The organism is Xanthomonas sp. NCPPB 3200, from assembly GCF_056393585.1.
This window is the reverse complement of the sequence record NZ_CM150785.1, coordinates 1,679,567-1,695,858: the sequence shown is the minus strand read 5'-3', so window position 1 is coordinate 1,695,858 and position 16,292 is coordinate 1,679,567. Positions and strand designations below refer to the sequence as shown.

Here is a 16,292-nt window from a genome sequence, read left to right as displayed (position 1 = left end):
CAGTGTCACAGCCCCGGGGGCCTTTGCAAAGCCCTGCACCGATTCTGCTGCAAGGCGTGGCCGCGGTTGCGTGCGCTGCCGGCAGCGCGGCTCAGCGCATCACCACCAGCGCCACCAGCACACCCAGCACGGCGACCAGCATGCCCAGCACCGACAACGTCAATGCCAGCGCACCGAAGGCCCGCGCCCGTGCGCAGCCGGTCGCACCGGCAACCGCCTGGACCGCAGCGATCGACCACCACAGCCCGCCCAGCAGCAGCATCAGCACCGCCATGGTCACCTGCGCCAGCCCGGCCGGATCGTGCACACCGGTTCCGAACAGGACGATATCGCCGCCAACCGCGGCCAGTGCCGCCAGCAGGCAGACCAGCCATGGCAAGGCACTGCCCAGCAGCGCCGGCAGCAACACCGCAAACTCTGCAGTGCCGCCCATCCAGCGCAGCATCCACTGCAACAGCACGCAGCCCACCAGCGCAATGGCCAGCATGATCGCCACGGCGATGGCGTGCACCCACAAGGGCTGCGGAGACACCCACATCCAGCTCGAGAGCACCAGGATCAGGCCGAACACGCACCACGCGCTCCAGCGCGCGCCGGCCTGCGTGTGCAGGCGCTGCGCAACGGTGTGCGGATCGAACAGCATCCCGCCCAAGCCACCGCCGCGCCACCAGGCCAGGCATGCCAGCACCAGCACGATCAGCGCCAGCAGCGCGGCCAGCGGATAGACGAAGACGTGCATCTCCAGCGGCTGTCTGCGCGGCTGCGGCTTGAGGTCGTGATTGAAGTACAGCAGGTCGCGGGCACGCTCCATGTCGGCGGCTGCGCGCTTCACGCCGCCGGCGGGAATGCGGTCGGACAGCCGCTGCCACTCGCCGACGATGACGATGCGTCCTTCGTGCGTGGAGACCGTGCGCGAGAACCGGAACCACGGGTTGGCGACCACCTGCGTATCGGCTTCCACCCGCACCGCCGGGTCGACCCGCACCCGCACCGTCTGCCGCGCCAGCCGCGGGCCGCCCAGCGCCAGCGGGCTCTTCCGCGCCGCCGTGGGCAGGGCGTCCATCCATTCGCCGAGCTGGAACAGCGGAAAGCCCAGCTCGTCGCCCTCGTCGGTCGGCCACTCCAGGCGGTAGGCCTCGTGCGTGCGCACGTTCAACACATCGGCCGCGTCGATGGTCGGCACGCCGACCTGGGTCAGCGCGGTGTAGTACTGCTGCATGAATTCCAGGTAGTGCTCGCCGACCGCCTGCGCACCGTTGTCGTCGAAGCTGGTCGCCACGCGCTCGCCGCGTCCCTGGCGATACGTGGTGTCCACGGTGAAGGTCGCCACGCGCTGCGGCTTGCGCAGCGAGATCACGACCTCCTCGTCCACCTCGACCTGCGGCAGCGTCGGCATCGGCGATGGCACCGCCACCAGATCGCGCTGCCCGGCCACGACCGGCAGGCCACGCACGAACGGCAACGGCCGGCGTTGCGCCAGCGGGCCCTCTTCGCGGTCGCGCGTGGCATCCACCCATACCTCGCCCTGCGGCAGGTGCGCGCGCACCACCACGTGGTCGAACGCGTAGGGACTGGGCAAGCGCAGATCCAGCCCGTGGCCCTTGTCGCTGCTGACCAGCACCGGCTCGGCGCGGATGCCCGCCAGCTGCAGCAGCGCGATCAACAGCGTCGCCTTGTCCTTGCAGTCGCCGTAGCGATTGCGCAGCGTCACTTCCGGTGTATGCGGCGCGTGGGAGTTCTCGCCCATGTCCAGGCCGACGTAGCGGATCTCGCCCTGCACGAAGGCCACTGCACGCAGCAGTGCACCCTGCGGGTCGTCGCGGCGCAGCTGCAGGTTCTGCACCATCCCGTCGGCAACGCGCGCGTCCTTGAACGCGTGCGGATACAACTGCGCGGCCCATGCCGCCACCGCCGCCCAGTTGCCGGCAGTGGAGACTTCGATCCGGCCATACGGATCGACATCCTCCGGGGTGTCCTTTTCTTCCTGCACGGCGGGCAGGTCGCGTGCGGCGATGTCCAGTGTCGCCACATCGCCGGTGCGGCTGACGTTGCGGCTGAAGCCTGGCGCCGTCACCCGCCACTGCAATCCCATGCCGGCCGGATGCCGCACCCGCACCCGGCGCTCGCCCAGCGCTACGCCGTAGCGCGCATCGAACACGTCGTAATAGCCCTTGCCGAACACCGGATTGCTGCCGGTGATGGTCACCCCGTAATCGACCCGATCGCCCACGCGCAGGTCCGGCAAGGTGATCGACAGCGTCAGCGCGCCATCGATCAGCCCGTCTTCCAGTCCGCTTTCGCGGCGCAACCGGGCGTAGTGCGCCTGCTTGCGCATGTCGATGCGCTTGCCGTCACGCCAGACCTCCAGGCTGTTGAGCGCCAGCTGCTGGTACTGCGGCTGGTAATCGATGGAGATCTGCCCTGCCTCGTCCAGACTTTTCGCACGCTGCACGGTGTAACTGAGGCGGCGATACGCCTGCGGCGCCGCGCCGGTCAGATCGACCTGGTCGGATACCAGCTCATAGCGCAGCCCGCTGGCACCGGGCACCTTGTCGGGCACCGCATCGGCGATGACCCAGTCCGGTGGCGGCGCCATGCGCGGCGCCTCGCTGGCCTGTGCCGGTGTGATCACGCTCGCCACCACAGCCAGCACGCAGCGCATCCAGAACACGCCACGCAGGCGTCGCCTCCCATCCCTGTCGATCAACACCCACTCCTCGTCAAAACGCATTGAGTCCCGTCAGCGCACGCCCGACCACCAACTGATGCACGGTCTCGGTCCCCTCGTAGGTGATCACCGATTCCAGGTTCAGCGCATGCCGGATCGCCACATGTTCGGTGGTGATGCCGGCCGCGCCCAGCAGATCGCGGCACTCGCGCGCCACATCCAGGGCCATGCGGCAATTATTCCACTTTGCCAGCGAGATCTGTTCCGGCCGCAGCTGGCCGGCCTGCTTCAGCCGCCCGAGCTGCAGCGCCAGCAGCTGCGCGGTGGAAATCCGCCGCGCCATGTCGGCCAGCTTGATCTGCGCGCTCTGCGTGGCCGCCAGCGGCCGGCCGAACAGGATGCGCTGCCCGCTGTAGGCCAATGCCTCGCGCAGACAGGCCACCGCCGCGCCGATCGCGCCCCAGGCGATGCCGTAGCGCGCCTGATTGAGGCACCCCAGCGGCGCCTTCAGACCGGCCGCGTTCGGCAGGCGCATCTGCTCCGGCACGTAGACGTTGTCCAGGAACAAGCCCGAGGTCACCGATGCGCGCAGGCTCATCTTGTGCGCGATGTCCTGCGCACTGAAGCCGGCGCTGCCGGTCTCCACCAGAAAGCCGCACACGCCGTCATCGGTGTGCGCCCAGATGATCGCCAGGCCGGCAATGCTGCCGTTGGTGATCCACATCTTGGCCCCGTTCAAGCGCCAGCCGTCGCCCTGCCGCACCGCGCGCGTGGTCATCGCGGCCGGATCCGAGCCGCCCTGCGCTTCGCTCAGCCCGAAACAGCCGATCAGACGGCCGGCTGCCATCTCCGGCAACCAGCGCTGGCGCTGCTCGTCGCTGCCGTAGGCATGGATCGGGTACATGCACAGCGAGGACTGCACGCTGACGAAGCTGCGCAGGCCGCTGTCGCCGCGCTCCAGTTCCTGGCAGATCAATCCGTACGCCACCGCGCCCAGGCCCGCGCCGCCATCGCGGACCGGCAGGCTGGCGCCCAGCAGGCCGAGCTCCGCCAGCTCCGGTACCCATTCGCGCGGAAAGCGCCCTGCGTCGAAGGCATCGCCGATCGCCGGCAGCACCCGCGTATCGGTGAAGCGCGCCACCGCATCCTGCACTGCCCGCTCTTCGTCGGTCAGCAGCGCACGCACATCGAACAGATCATCGGGGCGCACCGGCATGTCGGCTTCCACTCCAGGAGAAGTGGCGATTATCAGCCAGTTGCCGGCCGAACATGGCGGCGACCTGCTCAGCGCACGGACGTCGTCACCAGCGCCTGAAAACGAAAAGAGCCGGCAATGCCGGCTCCTTTCCTGCCAACCAGCGATCCTGGGCGGATCGCTGCCAGCGGTTTACTGACGCGTGCTGCCCGCATCCACACGAACGCCCCTGTCACCGGCGGTCGAAGCGGTCTGGGTCACCAGCTGACCGTCGACCACCGGCAGGCGATCGCTGGCCGGCTTGTCGTTCATGCGCACAGTCTTCTCGAAACCGTCGTAGCGGTAGGTCACGTCGTAGGCCACCACGTTGTCCGCATCGCCCAGCGAGATACGTTCGCCCGGCTTGCTGTCCATGCGCATGGTGCCGGTAGTGCCGTCGGCATTGCGGTAGGTCACGTCGTAGCCGACCACGCGCGAGGACTGCGAATTGGCATTTTCGGTATGGCACTGGCGCTCGGTGCGATCCACCACGCGGCCGCCGACATGGTTGCGGTCCACGCGATTACCGACCATGCCGCCACCGACCGCACCGGCCACCGTGGCCAGCTTGCGACCGTTGCCGCCGCCGACCTGGTTGCCGAGCAGACCGCCGATCACCGCACCGGCGACGGTGCCGCCGACATTGCCGTCGCGCTCGGGCAGACGTTCCTGCACCACCACGTCGCGGCAGACTTCGCGCGGGGAGGAGCTGGTGGTGGTTTCGCGGATGGCCGCGCTGTTGACGACCTGCGCATACTGCGGCTCGCGCTCGGTGATCGGGGCGACCTTGACCACGTCGGCATATTCCAGACCACGCGGTGCCGGCTCGCCGTTGGCGACGAAATCGCCGGACGACGGGCGATTGTTCATGAAGGCGGCCGTGGCCACGCCTCCAACCAGCAACGCACCAGCAGCGACCAGTATAGTTGTCGTATTGCTCTTCATGATCCAGCTCCGTGCGGACACGCCGCGTTGTTGACGGCGTGATTCCAGCACGCGAACCCTGAACAAAAACGCCCTCGCTCATGAACGCCGCAGTTAAGTTCAGCTAGCGGTTATTTCATGCACTTCTAACAGCCGGAGCATCCGCATGCGCAATCCCGTCACCTCGCGCGCCCTGGAGTGGGCCAGCACCCTGCGCTACCCCACCTTGTTCAAGCTGGCGGCGGCGCTGTTTCTGGTCGACCTGATGCTCCCGGACCCGATCCCGTTCCTGGACGAGCTGCTGTTCGGCCTGACCACGCTGTTGCTGGCCAACTGGAAGACCCGCAAGGCACCGCTGCCCGCGCCGGTGCGCCGCGATTGATGCAGTTGGTCGATAGCCACTGCCATCTGGATGCCGGCGAGTTCGACCACGACCGCGCCGCGGTGATCGCACGCGCGCGGGCAGCCGGTGTCGTACAGCAGGTGATCCCGGCGATCACCGCCGCCAGCTGGCCGGCACTGCGCTCCGTCTGCACCCTGGCCCCCGGGTTGCACCCCGCCTACGGGCTGCACCCGATCTTTCTCGATCAGCACCGCCCCGAGCATCTGGAGCTGCTGGCCGAGTGGATCGAGCGCGAGCGGCCCTGCGCCATCGGCGAGTGCGGGCTGGACTTCTATCTGGACGGGCTGGACGCGCAGATGCAGCGCGATTATTTCGACGGGCAACTGCAGCTGGCCAAGCGCTTCGAGCTGCCGCTGATCGTGCATGCGCGGCGCGCCACCGAAGAGGTCATCGCCCGCATCAAGGCCGTGGGCGGTCTGCGTGGTGTGGTGCACAGCTTTGCCGGCAGCCCCGAACAGGCGCAGCAATTGTGGAAGCTGGATTTCATGATCGGCCTGGGCGGCCCGGTGACCTACCCGCGTGCCAATCGCCTGCGCGGCCTGGCCGCAACGATGCCGCTGGACTGGCTGCTGCTGGAAACCGATGCGCCAGATCAGCCCGACGCCAGCATCCGCGGCCAACGCAACGAGCCGGCCTACCTGCGCACGGTGCTGGGCTGCATCGCACAGCTACGCGGCGAGGCGGCCGAGCACATCGCCGCGCAGACCACCGCCAACGCACGGCGGTTGTTCGGGTTGCCGGGCTGAGCGCACTGCCCGTTGCCGCATGACACGGCAACGCGCACTCACCCCGCCGAGGCAGCCTCGGCAACAGGCCTGGCAGCATCCACCTTCGGCTTGAGCAACATCTCCAGCGCCTTGCCCACCGCGACAAACGCAAAGGTGCCGGTGATATGCGTGGCTGCGCCCAGCCCTGCCCCGCAATCCAGCTTGAGCGTGGCATCGGCATCCAGTTGCGGGCGAATGCCGCAGACGCTGCCATCGGCCTGCGGGTATTTGACGTTCTCCAGCGAGTACACCGCCGGCACGCCGAAATAGCGCTGCGGATTCTTGGGGAAGTTGAACTCGCTGCGCAGCTTCTTGCGGATCAGCGCCAGCATCGCGTCGTGTTCGGTGCGCGAGACATCGCGTACCCGCACCAGGGTGGGATCGGTGCGCCCGCCAGCGGCGCCCACGGTGAGAAGCGGCAGCTTGCGTCGACGGCACCAGGCGATGGTTTCCACCTTCACCCGGAAGCTGTCGCAGGCATCGATCACCAGGTCGAACGCGTCGCCGAGCAGCTGTTCGATATTTCCGGCGGTGAGAAACGACTCCACCGGGTCGGCGTCGATTTCCGGGTTGATCGCCACGCAGCGCTCGGCCATCGCGCGCGCCTTGTTGCGTCCGTACTGCCCGGCCAGCGCCGGCAATTGCCGGTTGGTATTGGACACGCACAGGTCGTCGGCATCGATCAGGCGGATGTGGCCAACGCCGGTACGCGCCAGTGCCTCGACCACCCACGAGCCCACGCCGCCCATCCCCACCACCGCCACGCGGCAGGCGGCCAGCCGCTCGACCGTGCCGACTCCGTACAGCCGGTCGATACCGGCAAAGCGTTCACGCCATTGTGCTTTCATCGGCCTATTTTACGCGCGCCGCTCAGCGCGCGCCCATCGACCTATTGAAGCCCGCGTCCACGGAGGTCCGTCCATGCCCGCCCCGCCCACCGAACAATCGCGCGCGTCCCGCTATGCCTTCCTGCTGGTGCTGGGCATCCTGATCGGGCTGGTGTGCACGGTGATGGTGGCGCGCGTGCTGCAGGCCAGACGCAACCCGGTGCCGGACAGCCTGATGCAGGTGATGGCTTACCAAGTACGCGCCCTGCAAGCCGATACCGATGGTGGCTGCAATTCCACACGCCAGCGAGCGCGACTGCAATCGTTGCGCCTGCTTGCCGGCGAACTGGAGCCGGCCTTTCCGGACATCGGCGAGGACCGCCGCTTCGGCGAGCATGCCAGCGCCCTGCGCACCGTCCTGGACCAGGCACAGCGCACGCCGCCAGCGGATTGCGCCGCGCTTGCCGCACTCAGGCCACAGATCAATCACGCCTGCGAGGCCTGTCATCGCGACTTCCGCTGACCCGCCATCGCACCGCCGCATCGATGCGCACGGCGGCGGTGGTGAACAGGACGCTCGGGTTTCGTTAAGCCTGGAGTGATCCAGTTGGCAGACCGTTCACCCTGACCAACCCAGGATGACGTCGCCGCGGCCCTGACCGCTTTTTCGAACCACCCCGGAGAGACCTCATGAAGACCCGACTGCTCGTCATTGGCCTGGCTGCAACCGCGACGCTGGTTGGCTGCGCCACCTCCCAGCCCCAGTACGGCAGCTACCGCGGCGACCGCGGCTACGACCAGGGCTATTCGCAGCCGCAGGCACGCTGCGTGGATTGCGGCATCGTGACCCGCATCGATGAAGTCGGCCCGACCCGCAGCGCTCCCACCGGCACCGGTGCGGTGCTCGGCGGCATCGTCGGCGCGGTGGCCGGTCGCCAGATCTCCAAGGAGACCGGTGGCAGCAAGGGCAACAAGAACGTCTCGGCCGTGGCCGGTGCCGCCGCCGGCGCGCTGGCGGGCAATGCGATCCAGAACAACGTCACCAGCGACAGCTTCGATGTGCAGGTGCGCATGGACGACGGCCGCGTGATCGTGGTGAACCAGCGCGACCTGGCTGGCGTGCGCGAAAATGCCTATGTGCGCGTGGTCAACGGCAAGGTCGTGCTGCGCTGATCGGCGCGCTTACCAGTAGCGGCAAGGAAGACCACTGCGCTCACCGCTAGATCCGCGCAGCCGGCGCCCGGAATCGACATGCATCCACGTGTACTTCGATTTCTTCGTGCCCGCCTGACCACTGCTCGCTACGTTCGATGCGCCAGTGTTGGCGAATGACAGAAAGGCCCGGCGACGGGCCTTTCTGCTGTCTGCACGATGGCCGCGGTGTTGCGCCGCGCTCAGACCACCTGCACCGCATCGGCCTGCAGGCCTTTCTGGCCTTGCACGACGGTGAAGCTGACCTTCTGGCCTTCCTTGAGGCTCTTGAAGCCCTGGATCTGGATCGCACGGAAGTGGACGAAGACGTCCTCGCCGTTTTCGCGACTGATGAAGCCAAAACCCTTGGCATCGTTGAACCACTTCACGACACCATTCTCGCGTTCGATATTGGACATCTCGACTGACTCCCTACGACACTGTGATGGACTGACGGTGGTGGCTGTGATTGCAAGGAGGAAGCGAGGTACAAGGATGTAGCGGATCGAACGATCTACCGCATCAGGCCACGATTCACGGTGACCGTTGCAAACAGCAGCGCTGGCAACTTAACCCGCACCAAACGAATTTTCAAGCACCTCTTGCGCAATTTTGTCAAGCCTGAAACAGGACATTTTTAAACATCATGGACATCACCGTCGTCTACTACATCCTGGCTGGCGTGCTGGTCCTGATCGGCCTTGCCGGGGTCGTCCTGCCGGCGCTGCCAGGCCTGCCACTGGTGTTCGCGGGACTGCTGGTGGCCGCCTGGGCCGATGGCTTTGCCCATGTCGGTTGGGCGGCGCTGGTGATCCTGGGCTTGATGACGGCGTTGTCGTTTGCGATCGACTTCCTTGCCACCGTGTATGGCGCCCAGCGGGTCGGTGCCAGCAAGGCGGCACTGTGGGGCTCGGTGATCGGCTCGGTCGTCGGCATCTTCTTCATGCCGATCGGCTTGTTCGTCGGGCCGTTCGCCGGCGCGTGGCTCGGCGAGTACTGGCAGACCCGCAAATCCGACCAGGCCACCAAGGTCGGCTTCGGCACCTGGCTGGGCATCGTGTTCGGCACCGCGACCAAGCTGGCACTGGGCCTGTGCATGCTGGGCGTGTTCGCCATCGCCTGGTTTTTCTAGCGGATTTCCAGCGCTCACCGAGGCTGATTGTGTCGGTTGATCGCCTGGACGATGACGGCCCAGCCGCCCACACGGTCGCAGACAGCAGCCGATTGCAGGCGTCGCCCGGATGTTATGCCACCGTGTACACACCGCGTATGCAGGCGCGACCGTTAAGCTTCGCATCTGACGCGCCTGCCTGGCGCCTTTATTCGGCCAGACTGCCCATGTCCAAGCACCGCACCCGTCCCTTGATGCTGATTGCCCTGGCGGCCGCGCCATTGGCGCACGCACAGGAAATCGCCCCCACCCCCGCCTCGCCGCAGGCCTGCACCTCCGTCACCTCGGATGCGGCACGGCTTGCCTGCTACGACCAGGCGCTGGGCTATACCCCGCAGCTGACCGCCGAGGCCGATGCCGCCGCGCAGATCGCCAAGCAGAAAGAGTCCAAACCGCAGGACGAACGCGCCATCAGCCGCGTCGGCGACTTCTTCCGTGCCGACGGCCAGGATCAGCCCAAGGCAGAGGCGGTCGCCAACGCTGGCCGCGGTTCGTTGCTGGACCGCCGTTGGGAGCTGGCCAAGGACTCCAAGCTGGGCACCTTCCAGTTGCGCGGCTACAAGCCGGTGTATCTGCTGCCGGCATTCTGGACCAGCGACTCCAACCGTACCCCGCAGTCGCCGAACCCGGCCAACTCGGTGTCCACCCCGCAGCAACTGGACAGCACCGAACTGAAGTTCCAGCTCAGCTTCAAGACCAAGGTGGTCGAGGATCTGTTCGGCGACAACGGCGACATCTGGATGGGCTACACCCAGAGCTCGCGCTGGCAGGCCTACAACACCGATGCCTCGCGCCCGTTCCGCGAAACCAATTACGAGCCGGAAGCGATGCTGGTGTTCCGCAACAACTACAGCCTGTTCGGCTGGAAGGGCCGCATGAGCGGCATCAGCATCAACCACATGTCCAACGGCCGCGAAGATCCGCTGTCGCGCTCCTGGAACCGGGTCATCCTCAACATCGGGCTGGATCGCGAGAACTGGGCACTGACGCTGCGCCCGTGGTTCCGCATCAAGGAAGACCGCGCCGACGACAATAATCCCGATATCGAGGATTACATGGGCCGTGGCGACGCCACCCTGGTCTACAACAAGGACGGGCATGAAGTGGCGTTGATTGCGCGGCATTCGCTGCGCGGCGGCGACCGCTCGCATGGCTCGGTGCAGCTGGATTACGGCTTCCCGATCACCAACCTGCTGCGCGGCCACGTGCAGGTGTTCGACGGCTACGGCGAAAGCCTGATCGACTACAACCACAAGGCCACCTACATCGGCCTGGGCGTGTCGTTGCTGGAGTGGTTCTAAGCACATCGCACCGCTGCGTTGAGCAACGTCGAGACCATTGAAAAGCCGGCATGCGCGCATGCCGGCTTTTTTGCGTCCGGGATTGCAGGCCTGGAGCGGTAGACGTGGCAGGCAGTCGTCAGCTCGGCGCGCAGGAATTGCAGCGCATGCATGGCATGCAGGTTCCGGACACGGCCCACGCCTGCCTGGCGGTAAGCGCAGCAGTTTGATAGCCGCGCCAAGTTCTGCAGCGCTGACAGCTAGGCTGCTCCGCACCCTCCGCTCATATAAAAAAAGACAGCGCAGGAGATCATCCTGCGCTGTCTTCATGAAACGGCTTTGGCAGCGATCAGACGTCGAAGAAGTCGACCTTGCCGTCTTTCAAGGTGTAGTACGCACCGACGACACGGACATTGCCCGCGCGCAGCGGTTCGAGCAGCGCCGGTTCGGACGCGCCACGCAGGCGGTCGACGGTGCGCTTGACGTTGGCCTTGACCGAGGCCGCCAGCAGGTCGTCGCCGCCCTTGCTCTTGGCGGTCAGCACGGCCGGGACGATCGGCTCGATCATCGCGCCGATCGCGCCCGGGAAGAATGCGTTCTTTTCCACCACCGACACCGCCGCGGCGACCGCGCCACAGCTCTCGTGGCCCATCACCACCACCAGCGGCACGCCAAGCTGGCTGACCGCGTATTCGATCGAGCCCAATGCCGTGGTGTCGACGGTATTGCCGGCATTGCGGACGATGAACATCTCGCCCAGGCCGCGCCCGAACAGCAGCTCCGGCGGCACGCGCGAATCCGAGCACGACACCAGAATCACAAACGGGGTCTGCCCCAGCGCCAGTTCCAGACGGCGCTTGCTGTCGGAAATGACCTTCTTGGGGCGGTTTTCCACGAAGGCGGCGTTGCCGTCACGCAGCACCTGCAATGCCTGCTCGGCATTGAGATCGGTCTTCTTCGACGGCGCCGCGCCTGCGGCGAACGGCAGTGACGCGGCGGCGGCCGCGATCGGCGCACAACAGGCACATTGCAGCAGTTTTCGACGGGATGCGGAATGCGACATGGACGAGCCCCTGCTCTCTGGTTGTGGCGCGATCGTACACCGCGGCAGGCGCCGCACCACGGCGTGGCTGGAGCTTATGTCGACACGATTTCGCAGCCCGTCCCCCCCGGGTTCAGGTCCAGTCCGTCAGCCCCTCGCGGCGATAGGTTTCCTGAAATGCCGGGCGGGCTTTCATTCGCTGCGCATGCGCCTGCAAGGCCGGCCAGCTATCGCTGGGACGGGGCATGTTGCGCGACCAACGCATCATCATGGTCAGCATGAAATCGGCCGCCGACAGGGTCTGCCCGAGCAGATACGGGCCGTTGGCCTGCAGGTGCGTATCGACCCGGGCCCAGGCCGCCTCCAGTCTGGCGCGCGCCTGGGATTGCGCGGCTTCGGCGTGCGCGGCACCGGCCGGCTCGTCCGGATAGAACCAGGCCCGGTACGCCGGCTGCAAGGTGTTGGCGCAGAAGAACATCCACTGGTAGTACGCCGCACGCTCGGGAGTGCCGAGCGGCGGTGCCAGCCCTGCCTGCGGATGCAGGTCGGCCAGATGCAGCACGATCGCGGCCGCCTCGGTCAGCACGTGTCCGTCGAGCACCAGCGTCGGCACCACGCCGGCCGGATTGAGCGCCAGATACTGCGGCGATTTCTGTTCGGCACGTTCGAAATCCAGCGGATGCAGTACGTGCGGTACGTCGAGTTCGATCAGCAGCCAATGCACGACCAGGGCTGCGGTGCTGGGGGTGTGGTACAGCGTGGCGCTCATACGGATTCCTGAGTCGGTTGGTGCAGGCGAGCTTGCGTGGTTCACAGCGATTGTCCTCGCCCTGGTGGATGCCATCGAAGACCCGCGCGGGGGCAGTTGGCCCGCTGCGACGGATTCCGTACATCGTCGCAGCGGTTTCAGCGCGGCGCCACCGCGGCGCTGCACCTGCGCTCGCCGGCCCGGTCGGCGCGGCATTGCCTGGCACTCTGGTTGCACTGCGCGATGCAACAGCCCGCACTGCGGGCGCGCTGGCTGGCGCCCTTATTCCACCACCACCGGAATCTTGCCGATGCGCGATTGCCATTGCCGCGGGCCGGTCTTGTGCACCGATTCGCCGGTGGAATCCACCGCCACGGTGACCGGCATGTCCTTGACCTCGAATTCGTAGATCGCTTCCATGCCCAGGTCTTCGAATGCCAGCACGCGTGCGGCCTTGATCGCCTTGGACACCAGGTACGCCGAGCCGCCGACCGCCATCAGATACACGGCCTTGTTGTCGCGGATCGCCTCGATCGCCGCATCGCCGCGCTCGGACTTGCCGACCATGCCCAGCAGGCCGGTCTGCTCCAGCATCTGGCGGGTGAACTTGTCCATGCGCGTGGCGGTGGTCGGGCCGGCCGGGCCGACCACTTCATCGCGCACCGGGTCGACCGGGCCGACGTAGTAGATGAAGCGGTTGGTGAAGTCGACCGGCAAGGTTTCGCCCTTGTTGAGCATGTCGATCATGCGCTTGTGCGCTGCGTCGCGGCCGGTCAGCAGCTTGCCGTTGAGCAGCACCACCTCGCCCGGCTTGAAGCTGGCCACTTCCTCACGGGTGATGGTGTCCAGGTTGACCCGGCGCGCATTGGTCGGGTTGTAGGTGAGCTTGGGCCAGTCTTCCAGCGACGGCGGGTCCAGCATCACCGGGCCGCTGCCATCCAGGGTGAAGTGCGCATGGCGGGTGGCCGCGCAGTTGGGAATCAGCGCCACCGGCAGGTTGGCGGCGTGGGTCGGGTAATCCTTGACCTTGATGTCCAGCACCGTGGTCAGGCCGCCCAGGCCCTGCGCGCCGATGCCGAGCGCGTTGACCTTTTCGTAGAGTTCCAGCCGCAGCTCTTCGGCGCGATTGGAGGCGCCGCGCGCCTGCAGGTCGACGATGTCGATCGGCTCCATCAGCGCTTCCTTGGCCAGCAGCATGGCCTTTTCGGCAGTGCCGCCGATGCCGATGCCGAGCATGCCCGGCGGGCACCAGCCGGCGCCCATGGTCGGCACGGTCTTGAGCACCCAGTCGACGATGGAGTCGGACGGGTTGAGCATGGCGAACTTGCTCTTGGCCTCCGAACCGCCGCCCTTGGCCGCGACGATCACTTCGACATGGTGGCCAGGCACGATCTTGGTGTTGACCACCGCCGGCGTGTTGTCGCGGGTGTTGGTGCGCTTGCCGGCCGGATCGGCCAGCACGCTGGCGCGCAGCTTGTTGTCGGGGTGGTTGTAGGCGCGGCGCACGCCTTCGTTGACCATGTCTTCCACGCCCATCGTGGCGTCGTCCCAGCGCACCTGCATGCCGATCTCCAGGAACACGGTGACGATGCCGGTGTCCTGGCAGATCGGGCGATGGCCTTCGGCGCACATGCGCGAGTTGATCAGGATCTGCGCGATGGCGTCCTTGGCCGCCGGCGACTCTTCGCGCTCGTAGGCAGCGGACAGGTTCCTGATGTAGTCGACCGGGTGGTAGTAGCTGATGTACTGCAACGCGTCGGCGACGGACTGGATGAGGTCTTCCTGCTTGATCGAGGTCACGGCTGGCTCTACGGCTGGCGGGGGCAATCCGGCCATTTTAGTCGAAACTCCCGGCGTGTCCGGGCGTCGCGTCAATCGAGGCGATTGATCGGGCCTGCGATCGCGCGCGTAGCTGCCCCGCAGTATGGGCACGCTGCAGGCCATCGACCGCATTGCCTTGCACGCGTGCAGTCGGCAGCGCACGCAGTCCGCCGTGGGCGCGGCGCACCTCCAACACCCCGCGCCGACGCGTGGCGCTGCACACTAAGCCGATGTCAGACTCCCGTTCCGGCGCCCCTGCGCCTGCCGCTCCCCGTACCGGCCCCACCCTGCGCGAGCGCCTGGATGCGCTGCGCAACCTGCCGCCCTTCCTGCGCCAGATCTGGCAGACCAGCCGCTGGCTGAGCGCCAGCAGCATCGGCTTGCGCGTGCTGCGCGCGTTGATGCCGGTGGCCTCGTTGTATATCGGCAAACTGATCATCGACGAGGCGATCCACCTGGTCGGTCAACCGCCGGCCTTCGACTCGCTGACGCAGGCGCTGGGCAGCGGCCGGCTGAACCGGCTGCTGGAATTGCTGGCGCTGGAACTGGCCCTGGCGATCGGCTCGGACCTGCTCGGCCGGCTGGTCGGCTACGCCGATGCCTTGTTGTCGGAGCTGTTCAACAACGCCGCCAGCGTGCGCCTGATGGAGCACGCCGCGCAGCTGGATCTGGAGGACTTCGAAGACCCCGACCGGCAGGACAAGCTGGATCGCGCGCGGCGCCAGACCATGAACCGCATGAACCTGATGAGCCAGCTGTTCGGCCAGGTGCAGGACGCCATCACCGTGGTCAGCCTGGCGGTGGGCCTGGTGGTGTACGCGCCGTGGTTGATCCTGCTGCTGGCGATCGCGCTGATCCCGGCCTTCATCGGCGAGGCGCATTTCAATGCGCTGGGCTATTCGCTCAACTTCCAGTGGACACCGGAGCGGCGCCAGCTCGACTACCTGCGCCAGGTCGGTGCGAGCGTCGAGACCGCCAAGGAAGTCAAGATCCTCAACCTGCACCGCTTCCTGATCGCGCGCTATCGCCGGCTGGCCGACAAGTTCTTCCAGGCCAATCGGGCACTGGCGCGCAAGCGTGCGCTGTGGGGCGCATTGCTGGCCGCGCTTGGCACCCTGGGCTACTACATGGCCTATGGCTACATCGCCTGGCGCACCGTGCGCGGCGATTTCAGCATCGGCGATCTGACCTTCCTGGCCGGCAGTTTCCTGCGCCTGCGCCAGTTGCTGGAAGGCCTGCTGATCGGGTTCTCGCAGGTCGCCGGCCAGGCCTTGTATCTGGACGATCTGTATTCGTTCTTCAACATCGTGCCGGAGATCCGCTCGCGCCCGAACGCGCTGCCGGTGCCGCGACCGATCCGCCAGGGCTTCGTGTTCGAGGACGTGGGCTTCCGCTACCCGGATGCCGAACAGTGGACGGTGCGGCATCTGGATTTCGAGCTGCGTGCCGGCGAAGTGCTGGCGCTGGTCGGCGAAAACGGCGCCGGCAAGACCACCCTGGTCAAGCTGCTGGCGCGGCTGTACGACCCGGACGAGGGCCGCATCCTGCTCGATGGCCGCGATCTGCGCGACTACGACCTGGACGATGTGCGCGCCAACCTGGGCGTGATCTTTCAGGACTTCGTGCGCTATCACCTGAGCGTGGGCGAGAACATCGGCGTCGGCCAGGTCGATGCGATGGACGATGCGCCGCGCATCCGCGCCGCCGCGCAGCGTGCGATGGCCGGCGAGCTGATCGACAGCCTGCCCGATGGCTACGACCAGTTGGTCGGGCGCCGTTTCAAGAACAGCGTGGACCTGTCCGGCGGGCAATGGCAGAAGATCGCCATCGCCCGCGCCTACATGCGCGATGCGCAGCTGATGATCCTGGACGAACCCACCGCCGCCCTGGATGCGCGCAGCGAGTTCGAGGTGTTCCAGCGCTTCAAGGAGCTGTCGGACAACCGCACCGCGGTGCTGATCTCGCACCGCTTCTCCAGCGTGCGCATGGCCGACCGCATCCTGGTGCTGGCCGCGGGCCGCATCGAGGCCAACGGCACCCATGCCGAACTGATGGCCCAGGGCGGGCGCTATGCGGAGCTGTTCGAGTTGCAGGCGGCGGGGTATCGGTGAAGCGGGGATTCGGGAATGGGGATTCGGGAATCGTTAAAGGCGGCGTTCCCGGCGGCTGATCGGCGCTGAGCGTCTTGCCCCGTAGGCCTCCGGGATCCTTATGCA

At 66.7% G+C, this 16,292-nt stretch carries 15 protein-coding genes; 7 read left to right on the top strand and 8 right to left on the bottom strand.

All coding sequences use genetic code 11. The annotated features are described in order from the left end of the window. Positions 1–91 precede the first annotated feature (91 nt). From AC06DU_RS07300 to AC06DU_RS07290, 3 genes are all read right to left on the bottom strand, one after another. Entirely contained in the window at positions 92–2,662 is a 2,571-nt protein-coding gene (locus AC06DU_RS07300; RefSeq protein WP_478204378.1) for a DUF3857 domain-containing protein, read from the bottom strand. Between the two features lie 58 nt (positions 2,663–2,720). After that, positions 2,721–3,896 (bottom strand): acyl-CoA dehydrogenase family protein, encoded by a 1,176-nt coding sequence (locus AC06DU_RS07295; RefSeq protein ID WP_016902712.1) that lies wholly within the window; start codon positions 3,894–3,896, stop codon positions 2,721–2,723. A gap of 159 nt (positions 3,897–4,055) precedes the next feature. Then, a complete protein-coding gene (locus tag AC06DU_RS07290) occupies positions 4,056–4,847 on the bottom strand; it encodes a glycine zipper 2TM domain-containing protein (protein ID WP_006451921.1) in 792 nt (263 codons plus the stop codon). Positions 4,848–4,992: 145 nt separating this feature from the next. Here AC06DU_RS07290 and AC06DU_RS07285 point away from each other — a divergent pair, with 145 nt between their 5' ends. Both AC06DU_RS07285 and AC06DU_RS07280 read left to right on the top strand, forming a co-directional pair. Beyond that, complete coding sequence (locus AC06DU_RS07285; RefSeq protein WP_478203914.1) at positions 4,993–5,208, top strand: DUF6116 family protein; 216 nt, start codon at positions 4,993–4,995, stop codon at positions 5,206–5,208. After that, positions 5,208–5,975 (top strand): TatD family hydrolase, encoded by a 768-nt coding sequence (locus AC06DU_RS07280; protein ID WP_478203913.1) that lies wholly within the window; start codon positions 5,208–5,210, stop codon positions 5,973–5,975. The genes AC06DU_RS07285 and AC06DU_RS07280 overlap by 1 nt, the downstream gene beginning before the upstream one ends. Before the next feature lie 38 nt (positions 5,976–6,013). Here AC06DU_RS07280 and AC06DU_RS07275 read toward each other — a convergent pair whose 3' ends face one another. After that, positions 6,014–6,844, bottom strand: a complete 831-nt coding sequence (locus AC06DU_RS07275) for a tRNA threonylcarbamoyladenosine dehydratase (protein WP_478203911.1) — start codon at positions 6,842–6,844, stop codon at positions 6,014–6,016. A gap of 73 nt (positions 6,845–6,917) precedes the next feature. Here AC06DU_RS07275 and AC06DU_RS07270 point away from each other — a divergent pair, with 73 nt between their 5' ends. Together AC06DU_RS07270 and AC06DU_RS07265 are read left to right on the top strand one after the other, a co-directional pair. Then, positions 6,918–7,346 (top strand): hypothetical protein, encoded by a 429-nt coding sequence (locus tag AC06DU_RS07270; RefSeq protein ID WP_478203910.1) that lies wholly within the window; start codon positions 6,918–6,920, stop codon positions 7,344–7,346. Positions 7,347–7,513: 167 nt separating this feature from the next. Beyond that, positions 7,514–7,996 (top strand): glycine zipper 2TM domain-containing protein, encoded by a 483-nt coding sequence (locus tag AC06DU_RS07265; protein WP_016902706.1) that lies wholly within the window; start codon positions 7,514–7,516, stop codon positions 7,994–7,996. Positions 7,997–8,217: 221 nt separating this feature from the next. Here AC06DU_RS07265 and AC06DU_RS07260 read toward each other — a convergent pair whose 3' ends face one another. Next, positions 8,218–8,433, bottom strand: a complete 216-nt coding sequence (locus tag AC06DU_RS07260; RefSeq protein WP_003483561.1) for a cold-shock protein — start codon at positions 8,431–8,433, stop codon at positions 8,218–8,220. A 227-nt stretch (positions 8,434–8,660) separates the two neighbouring features. Between AC06DU_RS07260 and AC06DU_RS07255 the strand changes: the two genes are divergently transcribed. Continuing rightward, complete coding sequence (locus AC06DU_RS07255) at positions 8,661–9,146, top strand: DUF456 domain-containing protein (RefSeq protein WP_065032456.1); 486 nt, start codon at positions 8,661–8,663, stop codon at positions 9,144–9,146. A gap of 206 nt (positions 9,147–9,352) precedes the next feature. Continuing rightward, positions 9,353–10,486 carry a phospholipase A gene (locus tag AC06DU_RS07250; protein WP_016902704.1) on the top strand — a complete coding sequence of 378 codons (1,134 nt, stop codon included), beginning with the start codon at positions 9,353–9,355 and terminating at the stop codon, positions 10,484–10,486. A 328-nt stretch (positions 10,487–10,814) separates the two neighbouring features. Here the strand turns inward: AC06DU_RS07250 and AC06DU_RS07245 are convergent, their stop codons facing one another. The 3 genes from AC06DU_RS07245 to AC06DU_RS07235 all read right to left on the bottom strand — a co-directional run bounded on the left by AC06DU_RS07245 (position 10,815) and on the right by AC06DU_RS07235 (position 14,055). Beyond that, positions 10,815–11,453 carry a carbonic anhydrase gene (locus tag AC06DU_RS07245; RefSeq protein ID WP_180969661.1) on the bottom strand — a complete coding sequence of 213 codons (639 nt, stop codon included), beginning with the start codon at positions 11,451–11,453 and terminating at the stop codon, positions 10,815–10,817. A 187-nt stretch (positions 11,454–11,640) separates the two neighbouring features. Further along, positions 11,641–12,276 carry a glutathione S-transferase family protein gene (locus AC06DU_RS07240; protein ID WP_024938922.1) on the bottom strand — a complete coding sequence of 212 codons (636 nt, stop codon included), beginning with the start codon at positions 12,274–12,276 and terminating at the stop codon, positions 11,641–11,643. Positions 12,277–12,537: 261 nt separating this feature from the next. Then, positions 12,538–14,055, bottom strand: coding sequence for a fumarate hydratase (locus tag AC06DU_RS07235; RefSeq protein ID WP_039528185.1), 1,518 nt, complete (start codon positions 14,053–14,055; stop codon positions 12,538–12,540). A gap of 251 nt (positions 14,056–14,306) precedes the next feature. Here AC06DU_RS07235 and AC06DU_RS07230 point away from each other — a divergent pair, with 251 nt between their 5' ends. Next, entirely contained in the window at positions 14,307–16,187 is a 1,881-nt protein-coding gene (locus tag AC06DU_RS07230; RefSeq protein ID WP_478203908.1) for an ABC transporter ATP-binding protein, read from the top strand. Positions 16,188–16,292 lie beyond the last annotated feature (105 nt).

What these genes read in the sequence shown, in the direction of transcription:
- AC06DU_RS07300 (WP_478204378.1), bottom strand. Translation starts at nt 2,662, where the DNA reads ATGCGCTGCGTGCTGGCTGTGGTGGCGAGCGTGATCACACCGGCACAG.
- AC06DU_RS07260 (WP_003483561.1), bottom strand. Translation starts at nt 8,433, where the DNA reads ATGTCCAATATCGAACGCGAGAATGGTGTCGTGAAGTGGTTCAACGAT.
- AC06DU_RS07230 (WP_478203908.1), top strand. Translation starts at nt 14,307, where the DNA reads ATGTCAGACTCCCGTTCCGGCGCCCCTGCGCCTGCCGCTCCCCGTACC.
- AC06DU_RS07270 (WP_478203910.1), top strand. Translation starts at nt 6,918, where the DNA reads ATGCCCGCCCCGCCCACCGAACAATCGCGCGCGTCCCGCTATGCCTTC.
- AC06DU_RS07240 (WP_024938922.1), bottom strand. Translation starts at nt 12,276, where the DNA reads ATGAGCGCCACGCTGTACCACACCCCCAGCACCGCAGCCCTGGTCGTG.
- AC06DU_RS07280 (WP_478203913.1), top strand. Translation starts at nt 5,208, where the DNA reads ATGCAGTTGGTCGATAGCCACTGCCATCTGGATGCCGGCGAGTTCGAC.
- AC06DU_RS07290 (WP_006451921.1), bottom strand. Translation starts at nt 4,847, where the DNA reads ATGAAGAGCAATACGACAACTATACTGGTCGCTGCTGGTGCGTTGCTG.
- AC06DU_RS07255 (WP_065032456.1), top strand. Translation starts at nt 8,661, where the DNA reads ATGGACATCACCGTCGTCTACTACATCCTGGCTGGCGTGCTGGTCCTG.
- AC06DU_RS07265 (WP_016902706.1), top strand. Translation starts at nt 7,514, where the DNA reads ATGAAGACCCGACTGCTCGTCATTGGCCTGGCTGCAACCGCGACGCTG.
- AC06DU_RS07285 (WP_478203914.1), top strand. Translation starts at nt 4,993, where the DNA reads ATGCGCAATCCCGTCACCTCGCGCGCCCTGGAGTGGGCCAGCACCCTG.
- AC06DU_RS07250 (WP_016902704.1), top strand. Translation starts at nt 9,353, where the DNA reads ATGTCCAAGCACCGCACCCGTCCCTTGATGCTGATTGCCCTGGCGGCC.
- AC06DU_RS07275 (WP_478203911.1), bottom strand. Translation starts at nt 6,844, where the DNA reads ATGAAAGCACAATGGCGTGAACGCTTTGCCGGTATCGACCGGCTGTAC.